The organism is Pantoea sp. KPR_PJ (assembly GCF_041386365.1).
GTDB lineage: Bacteria > Pseudomonadota > Gammaproteobacteria > Enterobacterales > Enterobacteriaceae > Pantoea.
The window spans coordinates 696377-711435 of record NZ_JABMIK010000001.1; the positions used below are offsets into that span (position 1 = coordinate 696377).

A 15059-nucleotide genomic window follows, 5' to 3' on the forward strand; every position below is an offset into this window, starting at 1 on the left:
GACGAACAGCATGAGCGCGATGTATTACGTGACAGCTTTTGCAGCAGGTCTGGCTATTACTCTGCAGACGACACTGAACAGTCAGCCTGCAAAAGGATTTGGCGAGACGTTCGCCACGAGCGTCCTGAGGATCGGAGTGAAATGCTCTGCCAGAAGCTTTAAGCGGCGATCGACGGGGAACCCGAGCCATTCAGGCGAGGTCTTGACCGGCATGAAGGCGGTAACGACAGGTTCAAAGGGCGATTGTAAACTGGCCATCCTGGGTCCTGCTAAGGCAGAGGGATAACTACAGCCGCCCTGCCCCTCTGGTGCCTTTACCCGTCTGCGTTCTGTTATGCATGGCTGCCTGCCTCACGCAAGCGCCACGACCTCTCTGCGTAAAACGCCAACCGCTGTGGCTCACAGGGCTGGCAGGTGGTGATGCCCGTATGCGGCCGGGCATCATCGGATTCGCTACCACGTCGTGAATGGATAACAGGTTGTCCAGTTATAGTTGACCTTTGCAAACGTCAGGTCGCCTGCAACGTCGCCGAAATCAACGTCTTGCCGGTCAAAAAAGAACTGACGCAGGTAGGCAGGGAGAAAATCCGCGCCATAGCGCAGCAGCGTGCTGTGCCAGAACGGTGCCGGTAACGGACTGTTGCTGTGACGCTCCAGCAGCGCCTCTCTCCATGGCGAAGCCAGCACCTTTTCGCAAAAGGCGTGGCGCATGGCGATAGCAGAAGGCTCAGGAATACCCGCCAGCAGCAGCTGACTGGGCAAGGCCACAAGCCGCAGATGCCTAATCACCAGCGTTTTCGCCTGAAATGCCCGCCAGATGTGCACCAGCTGGTCCACATTTGCGGGCAGTTCATCTTCAGAGTGATAAAGGGGCTGCGTCAGGGGTAAGAAGGTAACGTGTAATCCGCTTGCTGGCTGAACATCAGCAAGCGGATCATCCTGCGTCAGCCGATGCAGTTCAGCTGTCAGATGCAGAACAGGCTGGGTCATGGGCGGCTGTATGCCGGTTGCAAGAGCGAGTTTATCCGCCGGGTAACGGCAGGCTTCGCGCAGCTTACCCATGCCAGCGTTCTTCGCCCACATCGCGACCGTATTCTTACTGGCAGAACAATAGATCTCTTCCAGACTGGCTGTTTTCATTGCGGACCCCGTTGCAGTCGTGTCGATACCGGCGGGCTCGACTTTTCTTTTTCAACCCGTCATATCCCGCTGCGGGTCAGCTTAACCTCACATCCGCAGTAAAGAAAAATGAGCGCGCGTCTGTTTTTTTCTCTGTCTGTATCCCGAGTTACCCAGTGTCATACTATTGCCTGCGACAGCCCTGATTATGACGCCTTTATGTTTACTTTATTTAAGCAGTACAACCGCCTTAATAACTGACGCCACAACGCCTGATCGCCTCTGCCAATTAAAGCCCCGCTACAATTTTCCGTGTCGCAAATAAAACAAGCGAAGCGAGTGCGCTGCCGTATTTTACCGCCTCCCTTTCCCGCAAGAGAAAATAAAAATAAACCATTAATAATCAATAACTAAAAAGTTATTATTTTAAGGCCGCATTATTGACGCGTTCATCAGGTAGAGCATAAAGCCAGTATTTCAGCGCGGGCGAACAGTCCGCTTAAAATATTTCTCTGACGCAACGCAACCGCATGTAAAATGCGCTCTTATCGCGCTGGCTGACTATACTCATCTTTGCACTTGTCATTTCCATATCAAGGCTACGCAGGTTTATAACCTGACGCTGGCCCCCCTGATTTCTGGAGAACAGTATGCAAAAGAAACACACCCTGAAAAATTTGCTGGCTCTGTCAGCGCTGCTTGCCCTGTCTGTCAGCGCGGGCGTGCAGGCTCAGACGCCCGCGAGCAGCACACAGAGTAACAGCGCAGGCCAGCACGGGTCGAACGCTAAACTCACTGCCGGTGACGAAAAAGCCCTGAAAGATATGGCACAGGCCAATATCAATGAGGTTGCCGCAGGCAGGCTGGCGCTGACCAAAGCCCAGAGCAGCGAAGTTAAGGCGTTTGCGCAGAAGATGGTTGATGACCATAGCGCTGCGCTGACTAACGTAGAGACCGTTGCCCGGCAAAAGGGCGTCAGGCTGCCTTCAGCGCCAGATGCTGAACACCAGGCGATGGCCGCGACCCTTGAAAAACAGAGCGGCGACGCGTTTGACAAGATGTATATGGAAAACGCCGGCACAAAAGACCATAAGATGGTGCTGTCAAAGCTGCAAAGCGACGCCAAAAAGATTAAAGATCCCGACGTGAAGGCGCTGGCCGATGCGCACACCCCGGTGGTGGAGCAACACCTGAAAGATGCCCAGGCAATGTCGATGTAGCTGAGTCTGCCCGCAGTTCGGTTGAGGTTGTTTAGCAGGGCATGCCCCGTGAATTCTGAACAACCTTTTACCCACACCCGCCTTTATCGCCTCTCGGCATACGGCCAGAGCGTACTGGAAACAGCGGGTTTTTCAGAATAAGAACCCGTTGCGCCATTTGCCCGACCGACAGGCAGGCAGGCAGGCAAATTTTACCTCGCCCACGCCAGCACTGCTGCAATCTCATCTCGCGGCGTTAGCGCCACCGGAGACAGGATAAGCTGACTCTGTCCACCAGCGCGCTGAGGAGCCATGACCCGTCTTCTCACCACGAGACTGGCAATATGCGTCCCGTAATCGTGCTGGATCAGCTGCAATCAGGCATCAATCAATACCCGCTGCGCTGCCCGCTGAGGTGATGATTTGGCCGCTGTCGACGCAGCGTAGGTTGGGGTACACGGAAATTGCCGGATAGCGCATCGCCAGATCGTCGGCCTGTCGCTAGGGGGGGTTGCCCGCTCTCCGCCCAGCAAGCCCGTGGCTGCAATAAAAAATACTCCGGAGCAGATTGATAGCAGGCGCGCGCCGCGCTGGTGCGCCTCGCGTGATGCGTCCAGCAATGCCTGCGGCGGCCTCTCATCACCCTCGCGCCAGCCGGGAATGATAATCGTCTGCGCCTCACTGAGTGAGTCCAGCCAGAAGCGGGAAACAATCTGAATCCCCCCGGCCATCTGCACGGGCGGCCAGACTCCCACACGGATTCCGCGCGCTTACGGTTAACCCAGCCCTGCTCTTTTCTGTCATGAGTCTGACAGGGACTGCACATTCCATCCCTTGCCCTGCCCGGTCTTCCCTTTGCCAGACAAAGCGTGCGCCCGACAGCAAATTTCCGCTGTGCCAATTGTCAGTATCTTAATGACCTCGTAGGCTGAAAATGATTTTAATAAGCCATTTAAGATCAAAACGAAAAAACCATTCCAGACAAAACATTTCCCGGAGCCTGTGATGAACATAGTCAAAGCGGTATTGTTACTCAGCCTGCTCGCCAGCGCAGCCACCGCCTGGGCAGAGAAGATCGGCGTATCGATGGCTTACTTCGATCAAAACTTTTTAACCATCATCCGTCAGTCCATTGATAAAGAGGCCAAAGCGCGCGGGCTCGACGTGCAGTTTGAGGACGCACGAGGCGACGTTGGTCGCCAGACCGATCAGGTTCAGAGTTTTATCAGTGCCGGCGTCGACGCCATCATCGTCGATCCGGTGGACTCTGCCAGCACGCCTCAGCTCACCCGACTGGCTCAGCAGGCTCACATTCCCCTGGTCTATGTCAACCGCACCCCGGGTGATAAAACGCTGCCGCCAGGAGTTGTCTTCGTGGGTTCTGACGAGCGCGAATCGGGCACGTTACAGATGGAAGCGCTGGCCAGACTGGCCAACTATAAAGGCAATGTTGCCATCATGATCGGCAACCTGTCGGATGCTGGCGCGCTGCAACGTACCCGTGACGTGGAGCAGGTAGTGGCGAAATACCCCGGTATGAAGGTGGTGCAAAAGCAGCCGGCTAATTATGCGCGTAACGAAGGCATGGATCTGATGATGAACTGGCTCGGCAACGGTGAAGCGATCGATATTGTCGCTGCCAACAATGATGAAATGGCCATCGGGGCCGCTATGGCGCTGGCAAAAAGCAGCAAGAAGGTGCTGGTAGGCGGCATTGATGCCACGCCGGACGGCCTGAAAGCTCTGGCGCAAAATAAAATACAGGTCACCGTTTTTCAGGATGCGATTGGTCAGGGTAAAGCCGCTGTGGCGGTGGCGCAGAAAATGATCAAAGGAGAAAAGGTCGATTCACACGTCTGGATCCCTTTTGAGCTGGTGACCAAAGAGAATATGCAACAGTATGTCGAAAAGAGTCGGTAACCACACGCGTCACCCGGTTTGACTGGCCAGCGCCGGGGGCCGATCGCGTCCTGCGTATCAGCCCCCGTTTCCTGAGCAACGAAATGACGCCATGCCCTCACGCCCCCAGTCTGAACAGACCCGCCTGGTAAAACCCCTGTCACTGCGGTTCAGGCAGGCTTACTGCCCTGCTGCTCCCTTTGCACTCATCCTGCCGATATGCCCTTTGCCGTTTCACAACGGTGCTGGCTTCAGATAGAGTGATAGAAAATTATCATTTACAGAGGGCCTGATGAAAAAAATCTCAATGTCTGATATTGCCCGTGAAGCCGGTGTCGGCGTCGCCACCGTCGATCGCGTATTAAATGGACGGGCGCCGGTTCGCGCGGAAACCCGGCAAAAAGTGCTGAAGACGGCAGAGCAGCTGGGGTACCGCGCTGCGCTGTTGCAGGCGATCTCATCAGAAACAACCCCGAATCCTGTTACCGCGCGCACCGGTTTTATTCTGCTGGCAAAAGACCACTCGTTTTACGCCTCCTTTGCTGAACAGCTGACACACGCTGCCCGTCAGAGCCTGCAGGTCGAGCCTGAGTTTGTCTGGCTCGATATAGACGATACAGAAGGCATGGTCGCTTCGCTCTATGCGCTGGCAGAGCGGGTTGACATCCTTGGTGTCGTCACCCTTGATCATCCGTTGATCCGCCATACGATTCAAAAAATTACCGCCACGGGGGTCCGTGTCTACGCGCTCTTCTCCGATCTCTCCCCCTGCGGCCATTCAGGCTATATCGGACTGGATAACCAAAAGGCCGGGCGTACCGCGGGCTGGTTCGCCGGACGACTGCTGGAGAAAAACGCGGTGATTGCTATTCTGCTCGGCGATCACCGTTTTACCTGCCAGGAGAGCTGCGAAATCAGCTTTCGCTCTGCCCTGCGTGAAAACAGGAGCGGCTTCATAGTGCTGGAGCCGCTGAAAACGCACGAAAGCCAGCAGGGAGGCTATGCAGCCACCCGACAGCTGCTCAGCCAGCATGAAAACCTGGCGATGATCTACGCTCCCTGCGGGGGGATTGAGGGGGTGATACAGGCACTGAAAGAGAGTGGCAGAAACACCATCAAGCTGCTCTGTCACGGCCCGATCGCTGACGGTGACCTGTCGCTGATCGAGGGAAGAATTGAGGTGATGCTGCGACACCGCCTGGATGCCATTGCACACAGCGTGATCAGCGAATTTTCGCGCCAGATGCGCCAGCCTGATAACAGTCCGGTACATATTACCCTTCCTTTTGACATTATTACTCCAGAAAACATTTAGTTACTGAAGACACTCTCCGCTTACTCACGCTCAATGATAGTTTTTTATCATTTTATGATGATTTAAAATCATGATCGATATCTAAAAATGAAAGTTCCACCCTTGCCCCAGGTGGAACTTCTGTTCAATAGTGCCTGCAGATGACGTGGCAGGTAGAGAGTATGCCTTTTCAGCTTATGCCGCCTGGTCAGACGGCCTCCCCTGTCACCCGTGGCGCGTGGGCGGGCTGCCTGGTCGCCGGACATCATCCACGTCCCAGACATCCAACCTGATGAGACAGCCTCATGAAAACTCTGATTGCGAATGCACCCTGTAGCTGGGGCGTAGATGACCCGAAAAATCCGTGGCTACCCGCCTGGCAAAAGGTGCTGCACGAAGCCGCGCTGGCAGGCTATAAAAGCATCGAGCTGGGCCCCTGGGGCTATCTGCCCACTCAGCAAGAGGAGCTGGCGGCGGCGCTGAGCCAGCATCAGCTCTCGCTCGTGGCGGGCACCATTTTCAGCGACCTGGTAAGCGAATCCAACTTTCCGGCAATGGTCAGGCTGACGCATGACATCTGCCGTAACCTGAAAGCCGCGCCTCAGGCAGAGAAAACCGAGGGTGCTAACGCTCAGCCGCCCTATCTGGTGATCATCGATTTTGGCAATCCGCAACGCGCTGCGCTGGCGGGTCAGCCCGCAAAGGCTCCGCGCCTCTCCTCTGCCGACTGGCAAACCCTGATGCAGCACATCGTGACGCTCAGTGACATCGCCTGGAAAGAGTATGGCGTGCGCCCGGTGATCCATCCCCATGCCGGAGGCTGCATTGAATACGAAGATGAGCTGGCGCAGCTGGTGCAGGCTATTCCCCACACGGTTGCAGGCCTCTGCCTGGACACGGGACACCTTTACTATTCGGGCATGGATCCTGTCACCCTGCTCGATCAGTACTGGGCGCGCATCGATTATCTTCATTTTAAAGATATCAACCCTTCGGTCTGGCAGACGGTCATCGCAGAACAGGTCGATTTCTTTTCCGCCTGCGCCCGCGGTGTGATGTGCCCGCTGGGGAGCGGAGTGATTGACTACCCACGGATACACCAGTTTTTACAGCAGCGTCACTACCAGGGCTGGATCACGATTGAGCAGGAGCGGGACCCGCGCAACGCGGAAACCAGCCTGCGCGATGTCACCGCAAGCCTGCACTATTTACAGTCGGTGGGTTTCTGAGGAGAAGACAATGATTAACGGCATCAAACCGCTTGAACACTCGCTGCGCTGGGGTATGGTGGGCGGCGGCGGAACCAGCCAGATTGGTTATATTCACCGCTCTGCCGCGCTGCGTGATAACACCTTTACGCTCGTCGCGGGCGCATTTGATATTGACGCCGCACGCGGTCAGGCGTTTGGCACCGCGCTTGGGGTGCACCCGGCGCGCTGTTACCCCGACTATGAAAGCCTGTTTGCAGCCGAAGCGGCTCGCGATGATGGCATTCAGGCCGTCTCTGTGGCGACGCCGAATAACACGCACTTCACCATCTGCCGCGCGGCGCTGCTGGCGGGGCTGCACGTTATCTGCGAAAAGCCGCTCTGCTTTACCACGCAGGAAGCGGATGAGCTGGAACGTCTCAGCAAAGAAAAAAATAAAATTATTGGCGTGACCTACGGCTATGCCGGTCATCAGTTGATCCATCAGGCGCGTGAAATGATTGAGGCCGGTGAGCTGGGCGACATTCGCATTATCAATATGCAGTTTGCTCACGGTTTTCACCATGAGGCGGTTGAGCAGCAAAACCCCAGCACACGCTGGCGCGTTGATCCTCGCTTTGTCGGTCCCAGCTATGTACTGGGCGATCTGGCGACGCACCCTCTGTTTATTGCCGAAACCATGGTGCCGGGGCTCAGGGTCTCACGCCTGCTCTGTACGCGTCAGAGCTTTGTCGCCAGCAGGGCACCGCTGGAGGATAACGCTTACGTCCTGATGGAGTTTGATAACGGCGCAGTGGGCACCATGTGGGCTTCTGCGGTCAATTGCGGCTCAATGCACGGCCAAAAAATCCGTATCGTCGGCTCGCGGGCAAGCCTGGAGTGGTGGGATGAGCAGCCCAATCAGCTGCGTTATGAAGTTCAGGGTGAACCCGTGCGCATCCTTGAGCGTGGCATGGATTACCTCAGTGCGCGCGCACGGGAGGAAGATCGCATCGGAGGCGGCCACCCTGAAGGGCTGTTTGAAGCCTGGTCAAACCTTTACCGGCGCTTTGCGCTGGCAATGGATGCTACCGATCGCCGCGACACCGCCTCTCTCAGTCAGTTATGGTATCCGGATGTGCACGCGGGGCTGGCTGGCGTGCGCTGGGTTGAACACTGCGTTCGCTCGGCCGATGCGGGTGCAGTCTGGGTAACGTGCTGATGCAGCGCGGGAGCGCAGCCGCTCCCGCTTCTTTCCTGCGCCGCCCGCGCGGTTGCTGCTGATGCGACCACAAGGCGATCCCCTGCGGTGCTTGCCATCCGGTTTTCCACTACTCAGGCGGCAGGATAAGTGGTTGACTTACGAACAGATAGCCTGAGAATACTGCTCTCCGGATCGTCAGCGACATGAAAGGGAGCTTTACCATTAGCCATTCCACGTTATTTTTCAGCACCGCACGAAGAAAGTTGCTGCTTATCGCTGCGTTGCTGCTGGCGGGCTGCGCCTCTGAGCCACCTAAGTCGCTGGTCACCCCGCTTCCAGCCGTGACACCGTCACCACAGAAGCCCGCCGGTGCCACGCTTCAGCAACCGGTGCGCGGTGTCTGGCTGGCGACGGTGTCGCGTCTCGACTGGCCCCCGGTGAATTCAGTTAATCTGAGCAGCCCGGCTCAGCGCATCCGCCTGCAACAGCAGGCGTTAATCACCCGGCTCCACCAGCTGAAACGCCTCGGCATCAACACGGTTTTTTTTCAGGTCAAACCTGACGGAACGGCGCTCTGGCGATCTGATATCCTGCCCTGGTCCGATATGCTGACCGGCACCATCGGCAGCGATCCGGGCTACGATCCGCTGGCCTTTATGCTGGAGCAGGCGCACAAGCGCGGCATGAAAGTCCACGCCTGGCTCAACCCCTATCGCGTGGCGGTCAATACCCGGCCCGCCACGCTCGCGGCGCTTAACCGCACGCTGTCGCTGCATCCGGCCAGCGTCTATGTGCTGCACCGCGACTGGATCCGCACGGCAGGCAATCGCCTGGTGGTCGATCCTGGAATCCCGGATGCGCGTGACTGGATTAGCAGCATCGTGGCGGAAGTGGTCACCCGCTATCCTGTCGACGGGGTGCAGTTCGATGACTACTTTTATGCCGAGACCGCCGACTCACCGCTTGACGATGCGCAGACCTGGCGCACTTACGGTCAGGGATTCGCCTCAAAAGCCGACTGGCGGCGACACAATACGCAGCTTCTGATTGAGCAGGTATCGCGCACCATTAAGCAGATCAAACCGCAGGTGGCATTCGGCGTCAGTCCGGCAGGGGTCTGGCGTAACCTGTCGCACGATGCGGCAGGTTCTGATACGCGCGGCGCAGCCGCCTATGATGAAGCCTTTGCGGATACGCGCCTTTGGGTGCAGCAGGGGTTACTCGACTATATTGCCCCACAGCTCTACTGGCCTTTCGCTCGCCAGGCCGCCCGCTATGATGTGCTGGCGCACTGGTGGGCGGACGTAGTGAAACCAACCCATACCCACCTCTATATCGGCATTGCGCTCTACAAAGTCGGCGAGCCGTCGCGGACTGAACCAGACTGGACGGTGCAGAGCGGCGTGCCGGAGCTGAAGAGGCAGCTCGATCTTAATGAGGCGACATCCGGCATTGACGGAACCATTCTGTTTCGGGCGGATTACCTGGATCAGCCTCAGACCCAGCAGGCGGTCGACTACCTGCAAAGCCGCTGGGGCGGCTGATTTATCCCGAGGCGAGGATAAACTTTACTTTATCCTCTACAGGGTATAATTTTCCTGTTATCCCCGGGCGAGGATAACAGGATCTTCGCCATAACAGCCGGAGCCGCAATGATCTACAACCCAAAACAGCTTGCCTCCCTTGTCAGACTTGAACGACAAAAGCGCGGCTGGACGCAGAGCGACCTGGCGCGTCGGGTCGGTATCAAGCAGGCAACGGTGTCAAACTTTGAAAACAACCCCGATAAAACCACCCTGACCACGCTGTTCAAAATTTTGCAGTCACTTGAGCAGGAGCTGGTGATTCAGGGCAAGTCAACGTCGCAAAACAGGGAGTCTGACTGGTAATGGATCAGCTCAGTGCCTGGATGAACGGCGAACGCGTCGGCACGCTGGCGCGCCATAAAAATGGCGCGCATATTTTTCAGTATCACGCCAGCTGGCTGACCAGTCCGCTGGCAAGACCGCTGTCGCTTTCGCTGCCGTTGCAGTACCCCGCCCTCAGTTCGGCCAGCGTCATAAACTTTTTTGATAACCTGCTGCCTGACAACCCGCGCGTCAGGGAACGCATTCTGAACCGCTATCGGGCAAAATCGATGCAGCCGTTTGATCTGCTGCGGGAAGTGGGTCGCGACAGCGTCGGCGCGTTAATGTTGCTGCCCGCTGACGCCGATGTGCCCGATCTCGCCATTCGCTATGAAGTGCTGGATACGCCAGGGCTGGAGAAGATCCTGTCGGCCTACCAGAGTGATATTCCCCTTGGGATGATCCAGGAGGAGCAGGATTTTCGCATCTCGGTGGCGGGTGCGCAGGAGAAGACCGCGCTGCTGCATACCCCGCAGGGCTGGGCGGTTCCCCACGGCCCGACGCCTACGTCACACATCATTAAGCTGCCCATTGGCGAGATCAAACAGCCTTTCGCCACGCTCGATATGCGCGACAGCGTAGAAAACGAATATGTCTGTCTGGCACTGGCGCGTGAGCTGGGCTTCAATGTGCCGGATGCCCATATTATTACCGCGGGTCGGATGCGGGCGCTGGCAGTGGAACGTTTTGATCGGCGCTGGCAGGCTGACGCAACCCGGCTGTTGCGCCTGCCGCAGGAGGATATTTGCCAGAGCCTCGGCCTCGCTTCGGCAACGAAATATGAGTCTGACGGCGGACCGGGCATCGAGGCGATCATGAGGCTGCTGATGGGGTCCAGCAACGCGCTGGCGGATCGTGACGCGTTTATGAAGTTTCAGGTGTTCCAGTGGCTGATCGGCGCAACCGACGGTCATGCGAAGAACTTTTCACTCTACATTGAGCGTGGCGGTAGCTATCGACTGACGCCGTTCTACGACATCCTCTCCGCTTATCCGGTGCTGGGCGGGAATGGCCTGAATATCCGTGACCTGAAGCTGGCCATGGGGCTGAGCGCATCGAAGGGAAAAAAGGTGGAGATCAATCAGATCTTTCCGCGCCATTTCCTGGCGACCGCAGAGAGCGTGCGCTTTCCGGTGGAGCGCATGGCGCAGATCCTCACCTTTTTTGCCGGGGCAGTACCGGATGCGGTCGCGCGCGTCAGAAATGCGCTGCCCGCCAGCATCCCTCCCGCCATTGCAGAAGCCATCTTCACGCATGCGCTGAAAATGGCGACGCGGTTAGCGGGTCAGGCGGCAGCCTGATCGTTGCCGAGCAGGCCCAGCACGCGGCGACGCAGCGCCACCAGTTCAGGGTCATCGCGACGACGCGGACAGGCCTGTTTCACCTCGATCACATCCTGCACCTGCGCCGGGCGGGCGAAAATCCCTTTGAACGTCATTTACGCAACGTGCTCTGCCGCCGCATTCACACGCCGCAGGACGATGTTATTTTCACCGCTGCCGGTAAAGCGGTTCTTCAGTCTGACAGGAGGAGAGCATGACGCTGGAATGGATTGGTCTGGTGGGCGCGCATGAAGCGAGCGAATCCGATGCGGGGCCAGGTTCTTGACCTGCCCTTTATTAAAGCCTTTACGCAAACGCAGGAGTATGCGGGCTTTGACAAAGTGCTGCTGGCGGTTAACACCCGATCGCCTGATTCCATGATCCTCGCCAGCTATGTTGCAGCGCTGACCGATAAGCTCGGCCTGCTGGTGGCACACCGCCCCGGTTTCCAGGCCCCTATCTTTGCCGCGCGCCAGTTCGCCACGCTCGATCGGCTCAGCCAGGGTCGTGCGGCAATCAATGTGCTCACCGGCGGTGACAGCGGCGATTTGCAACGCGACGGTAACTTTCTCGACAAAGCGACGCGCTACACGCGCACCCATGAGTATCTGCAGATCATGAAGCAAGTATGGGAAGCGCAGCAGCCGTTCAGCTTTGCCGGTGATTTTTATCAGGTGCAGGATAACTTCACCGAGGTGAAACCGTATCAGCAGCCTCACGTGCCCGTCTATTTTTCCGGCGCGTCAGAGGCGGCGGTAGAGATTGCCGCGCAGCATGCGGACGTCTATATGATGTGGGGCGAGCCGCTGGAGCAGGTAGAAGCGTGCATCGCGCAGGTGCGTGCTGCGGCGAAACGGTTCGGCCGTGAGGAGCACATTCGCTTTAGCCTGTCACTGCGCCCGGTGCTGGATCCCACCGACGAAGAAGCCTGTCAGCGCGCCGATCGCCTGCTGGCGCAGGCGCAGGCCAATATCGGTAGCCAGCCGATCCAGCCAGAGAGCAATACCGGCTCGCAGCGCCTGTATGAACTGGCGACGGCACGCAACGTTTATGACCGCGGTTTGTGGACCGGTATGGCGGCGCTCTCAGGCGCGGCAGGTAACTCGACATCGCTGGTCGGCTCGCCAGAGACCGTTGCCGAAGCCGCGCTGGAATATTACAAGCTCGGCATCACCACCTTTCTGTTTTGCGGCTTTGACCAGCTGCGTGATGCGGCGGGTTACGGACGGCGGCGGCTGCCGAACATTCGCCAGCGCGTGGCGGCGTATGCGGCGGACAAAGCCTTGCAGGTGTCAGCCGCCTGAACCCCACCGATCTGACATTCGCCCCGCACGGCAAACAATAACGGCGACGCCGGTTACCCTGCGTCGCCGTGGCTTATTGCAACCGCCCTCTCTTACCGTCAGAAGCGATAGGTCGCTGACAGCGAGACGTTACGCGGTGCACCATAGACGTTATAGGCGCCCACCCAGGTGTCATACTCTTTATCAAAGAGATTATTGAGGTTCGCCTGCACCGACAGATTTTTGTTGACCTCATAGCGTGCGAACAGGTCTACCAGCGTATAGCTGCCCTGACTGGCATGCCAGGTGCCATTGCCTTCCGGCGCGCCAACATCCTGCCAGACGTGCGACTGCCACTTCGCGCCGCCGCCCACTGTCAGTTGCTCCAGCATCGGCAGGCGATAGCGGGTAAACAGGTTGAACGAGGTGCGCGGCAGCTGGGAATTATAGGCATTACCATCGCGATCCTGCGCCAGATAGGTTGTGCCGCCAACGCTCATCTGCCAGTTATCGCTGAGCGCGCCATTGATCTCAAATTCGACGCCACGGCTGACCACGCCATCTTTTGCCACGTAGGCAGTGGACTGCGATCCCGGAATGATCTGGCCGGTGTCTTCGCCGACATTATCCAGTTCGGTACGGAACAGCGACAGCGTGGTGGTCAGACGGCTGTCAAACCAGTCAGATTTAACCCCCACCTCATAGTTTTTGCCGATAACCGGTGAGAGAAACGCGCCGGTGCTGTCACGATAATCCTGCGGCTGGAACACGGAGGTGTAGCTGGCGTAGGCAGACCAGTTGTCAGCAAAGTCATAGATCAGACCACCATAAGGCGTAGTGTTGTTCTTCTCCAGCTCCTCTCCGGTCAGCTGGGTCTGGCGGTTCCAGTTGGTGTAGCGTGCTCCCAGGATCAGGTGCAGCGGATCGGCCAGCGTAATGCGCGTCGCCAGATAGACAGATTTCTGGCGAACCGTGGTGCTGTCAGCGGTCAGCTCACGCGGGCCCCAGTCACTTTCTGGATAGTCGCCGTTGAAGCGGTTGTAGTTGCCCAGCTCTTCTGCCGAGATATTCGTCCATGAACTGTAATATTTGTTGTCCTGACGGCTGTAGCTTACGCCTGCCATCAGCTCATGCTGACGGCCCAGCAGCGTATAGGGACCGCTGGCAAACGCATCAACCGCATCCACTTTACGCTTGCCGCTGTTGTAGCCGGTGCCGCCGACCACGGGATAGTTAGCATACTGCGAGACGCCCAGGCCGCTGGTTTTATCGAAGTAGCCGTCGAGATAGATCTGCTTGCTGTCGAGGAACATCTCATTGTGGGTGCCGTTCAGCGTGATGTTCCAGCCGTTGTCGAAGTTCTGCTTCAGATTCACAAAGAGTTTTTTATTTTCTTTGTCGTTATAGGCCCACTCTGGCGCGGTATTGTAGCCGCGACGTGAATGGATCTGCGTGCCGTCGGTGTACCAGCGCGGTGTTCCACTCCACATAGGCGAATCGGTATCGACCTGTGAGAACTCATAGCCGACAGAAACCGTGGTCGCGTCGGTCAGATCGGCATCAATGACGCCGTAGACAAACTGCTTATTTGCGCCGTAGCGTTCAATAAAACTGTTTCTGTCGTCATAGCCGGCCACCAGACGACCGCGCACGCTGCCGTCACTGTTGAGCGGCGTAGACAAATCGGCCACGTAGCGCTGTTTACCCCAGCTACCGTAGCTGGCCGAGACGTTGCCGGTAAACACTTTGCTGTCCGCGTGTTTGCGCACCATGTTGATGGCGGCGGACGGATTGCCCGGCCCGGTCATCAGCCCGGTTGCGCCTCGTACCACTTCAATACGTTCATAAAGTGCCGTGTCGGACTGGGCATCGCCGAGATTCCAGCGTGAGGCAAAGGTGGTCGGGATACCGTCAACCATAAAGTTGTCGATTGGAAACCCACGGGAATAGTAGGTGGTACGATCCATGTCGCTACTGACGCCCGTAATGCCCAAGGTGTTATGCAGCACGTCATTCAGGGACTGGAGCTGCTGGTCTTCCATACGTTGCTTGCTGACCACGGTGACCGACTGCGGAATATCACGCGCGGTCAGCGCCATTTTGGTCCCGGCGCGCGTGATCGGCACGCTGTAGTCCTGTGCAGCCTGCTGTGCTGCGTCATCAGAGCCGGTATTGCCGTCGACGATCAGCGTCTGGTCACTGGCTGGTGTCTCTGCCGCCCGGACGCTCTGCGCAACGCTGGCAGCGATCAACAGAGCCAGCAGTGAGCGTTGTAAAGGATAATTAGCACGAGTGGCAGGTTCAACTGGACACCTTCGCCCAGTGCGCTGAACATCAAAAGACATCACTCTTCCTCATTTTCATTTTTGTTATTGCCACTGCTTGCCGACGCACACGGCTGTCAGACTGTAATGGGCGGTTTTACATCTTGATGTAATAAAGCAAATGAGAAATATACGCATTGCCATTATCATTGCAAGTAATTGTTAACAAATAATGCAAAATGAAGCGCAGGCTGACAAAACCTTAAGCCATTGAAAACGCGTGGATAGATGAGATTTTTGCCTAATGATGATGGTGGAATGAAGGATTTTCAGAAAGTGAACTGGTCAGGCTTACCTGAAAACAGTCAGGTTCAGCGAAGA

The 15059-nt window shown here is 57.2% G+C and carries 14 protein-coding genes and 2 pseudogenes; 11 read left to right on the plus strand and 5 right to left on the minus strand.

What is annotated here, in order from left to right:
* Positions 1-10 precede the first annotated feature (10 nt).
* Positions 11-127 (plus strand): annotated as a pseudogene (locus HP564_RS03270) (EamA-like transporter family protein); the annotation flags it as partial.
* On the opposite strand, the gene HP564_RS03275 reads toward HP564_RS03270, so the two are convergent.
* The gene (locus HP564_RS03275; protein WP_371240134.1) at positions 82-258 is read right to left on the minus strand and encodes a darcynin family protein; all 177 of its coding nucleotides are present in this window, start codon (positions 256-258) and stop codon (positions 82-84) included. The pseudogene HP564_RS03270 and the gene HP564_RS03275 overlap by 46 nt on opposite strands.
* 195 nt (positions 259-453) lie before the next feature.
* Positions 454-1140 (minus strand): hypothetical protein, encoded by a 687-nt coding sequence (locus HP564_RS03280; RefSeq protein WP_371240136.1) that lies wholly within the window; start codon positions 1138-1140, stop codon positions 454-456.
* Positions 1141-1769: 629 nt separating this feature from the next.
* On the opposite strand from HP564_RS03280, the gene HP564_RS03285 reads away from it, so the two are divergent.
* Positions 1770-2339, plus strand: a complete 570-nt coding sequence (locus HP564_RS03285; RefSeq protein ID WP_371240138.1) for a DUF4142 domain-containing protein — start codon at positions 1770-1772, stop codon at positions 2337-2339.
* Positions 2340-2695: 356 nt separating this feature from the next.
* Here HP564_RS03285 and HP564_RS03290 read toward each other — a convergent pair whose 3' ends face one another.
* Positions 2696-3049: a DJ-1/PfpI family protein gene (locus tag HP564_RS03290; protein ID WP_371240662.1), complete on the minus strand. Its 354-nt coding sequence runs from the start codon at positions 3047-3049 to the stop codon at positions 2696-2698.
* A 274-nt stretch (positions 3050-3323) separates the two neighbouring features.
* On the opposite strand from HP564_RS03290, the gene HP564_RS03295 reads away from it, so the two are divergent.
* From HP564_RS03295 to HP564_RS03325, 7 genes are all read left to right on the plus strand, one after another.
* The gene (locus HP564_RS03295; protein ID WP_371240140.1) at positions 3324-4238 is read left to right on the plus strand and encodes a sugar ABC transporter substrate-binding protein; all 915 of its coding nucleotides are present in this window, start codon (positions 3324-3326) and stop codon (positions 4236-4238) included.
* A 271-nt stretch (positions 4239-4509) separates the two neighbouring features.
* The gene (locus tag HP564_RS03300; protein ID WP_371240142.1) at positions 4510-5532 is read left to right on the plus strand and encodes a LacI family DNA-binding transcriptional regulator; all 1023 of its coding nucleotides are present in this window, start codon (positions 4510-4512) and stop codon (positions 5530-5532) included.
* 284 nt (positions 5533-5816) lie between these two features.
* Positions 5817-6740: a TIM barrel protein gene (locus HP564_RS03305; protein WP_371240144.1), complete on the plus strand. Its 924-nt coding sequence runs from the start codon at positions 5817-5819 to the stop codon at positions 6738-6740.
* Between the two features lie 10 nt (positions 6741-6750).
* Complete coding sequence (locus HP564_RS03310; RefSeq protein WP_371240146.1) at positions 6751-7920, plus strand: Gfo/Idh/MocA family protein; 1170 nt, start codon at positions 6751-6753, stop codon at positions 7918-7920.
* A gap of 185 nt (positions 7921-8105) precedes the next feature.
* A complete protein-coding gene (locus HP564_RS03315; RefSeq protein WP_371240148.1) occupies positions 8106-9446 on the plus strand; it encodes a glycoside hydrolase family 10 protein in 1341 nt (446 codons plus the stop codon).
* A gap of 108 nt (positions 9447-9554) precedes the next feature.
* The gene (gene hipB, locus HP564_RS03320) at positions 9555-9791 is read left to right on the plus strand and encodes a type II toxin-antitoxin system antitoxin HipB (RefSeq protein ID WP_371240150.1); all 237 of its coding nucleotides are present in this window, start codon (positions 9555-9557) and stop codon (positions 9789-9791) included.
* Positions 9791-11110: a type II toxin-antitoxin system HipA family toxin gene (locus HP564_RS03325; protein WP_371240152.1), complete on the plus strand. Its 1320-nt coding sequence runs from the start codon at positions 9791-9793 to the stop codon at positions 11108-11110. Before hipB ends, HP564_RS03325 begins: the two co-directional genes overlap by 1 nt.
* Here HP564_RS03325 and HP564_RS03330 read toward each other — a convergent pair.
* Positions 11095-11247 (minus strand): hypothetical protein, encoded by a 153-nt coding sequence (locus HP564_RS03330; protein ID WP_371240154.1) that lies wholly within the window; start codon positions 11245-11247, stop codon positions 11095-11097. The two genes, HP564_RS03325 and HP564_RS03330, sit on opposite strands and share 16 nt — an antisense overlap.
* Here HP564_RS03330 and HP564_RS03335 point away from each other — a divergent pair.
* Together HP564_RS03335 and HP564_RS03340 are read left to right on the plus strand one after the other, a co-directional pair.
* Positions 11227-11349: pseudogene (locus HP564_RS03335) on the plus strand (hypothetical protein); the annotation flags it as partial. The gene HP564_RS03330 and the pseudogene HP564_RS03335 overlap by 21 nt on opposite strands.
* A 30-nt stretch (positions 11350-11379) precedes the next feature.
* Complete coding sequence (locus HP564_RS03340; RefSeq protein ID WP_371240156.1) at positions 11380-12435, plus strand: LLM class flavin-dependent oxidoreductase; 1056 nt, start codon at positions 11380-11382, stop codon at positions 12433-12435.
* Positions 12436-12533: 98 nt separating this feature from the next.
* Here the strand turns inward: HP564_RS03340 and fhuE are convergent, their stop codons facing one another.
* Positions 12534-14759, minus strand: coding sequence for a ferric-rhodotorulic acid/ferric-coprogen receptor FhuE (gene fhuE / locus HP564_RS03345; protein WP_371240158.1), 2226 nt, complete (start codon positions 14757-14759; stop codon positions 12534-12536).
* Positions 14760-15059: the final 300 nt, after the last annotated feature.

What these genes read in the sequence shown, in the direction of transcription:
- HP564_RS03285 (WP_371240138.1), top strand. Translation starts at nt 1,770, where the DNA reads ATGCAAAAGAAACACACCCTGAAAAATTTGCTGGCTCTGTCAGCGCTG.
- HP564_RS03290 (WP_371240662.1), bottom strand. Translation starts at nt 3,049, where the DNA reads ATGGCCGGGGGGATTCAGATTGTTTCCCGCTTCTGGCTGGACTCACTC.
- HP564_RS03315 (WP_371240148.1), top strand. Translation starts at nt 8,106, where the DNA reads ATGAAAGGGAGCTTTACCATTAGCCATTCCACGTTATTTTTCAGCACC.
- HP564_RS03280 (WP_371240136.1), bottom strand. Translation starts at nt 1,140, where the DNA reads ATGAAAACAGCCAGTCTGGAAGAGATCTATTGTTCTGCCAGTAAGAAT.
- HP564_RS03310 (WP_371240146.1), top strand. Translation starts at nt 6,751, where the DNA reads ATGATTAACGGCATCAAACCGCTTGAACACTCGCTGCGCTGGGGTATG.
- HP564_RS03300 (WP_371240142.1), top strand. Translation starts at nt 4,510, where the DNA reads ATGAAAAAAATCTCAATGTCTGATATTGCCCGTGAAGCCGGTGTCGGC.
- HP564_RS03325 (WP_371240152.1), top strand. Translation starts at nt 9,791, where the DNA reads ATGGATCAGCTCAGTGCCTGGATGAACGGCGAACGCGTCGGCACGCTG.
- hipB (WP_371240150.1), top strand. Translation starts at nt 9,555, where the DNA reads ATGATCTACAACCCAAAACAGCTTGCCTCCCTTGTCAGACTTGAACGA.
- HP564_RS03295 (WP_371240140.1), top strand. Translation starts at nt 3,324, where the DNA reads ATGAACATAGTCAAAGCGGTATTGTTACTCAGCCTGCTCGCCAGCGCA.
- HP564_RS03275 (WP_371240134.1), bottom strand. Translation starts at nt 258, where the DNA reads ATGGCCAGTTTACAATCGCCCTTTGAACCTGTCGTTACCGCCTTCATG.
- HP564_RS03330 (WP_371240154.1), bottom strand. Translation starts at nt 11,247, where the DNA reads ATGACGTTCAAAGGGATTTTCGCCCGCCCGGCGCAGGTGCAGGATGTG.
- HP564_RS03340 (WP_371240156.1), top strand. Translation starts at nt 11,380, where the DNA reads ATGAAGCGAGCGAATCCGATGCGGGGCCAGGTTCTTGACCTGCCCTTT.
- HP564_RS03305 (WP_371240144.1), top strand. Translation starts at nt 5,817, where the DNA reads ATGAAAACTCTGATTGCGAATGCACCCTGTAGCTGGGGCGTAGATGAC.
- fhuE (WP_371240158.1), bottom strand. Translation starts at nt 14,759, where the DNA reads ATGTCTTTTGATGTTCAGCGCACTGGGCGAAGGTGTCCAGTTGAACCT.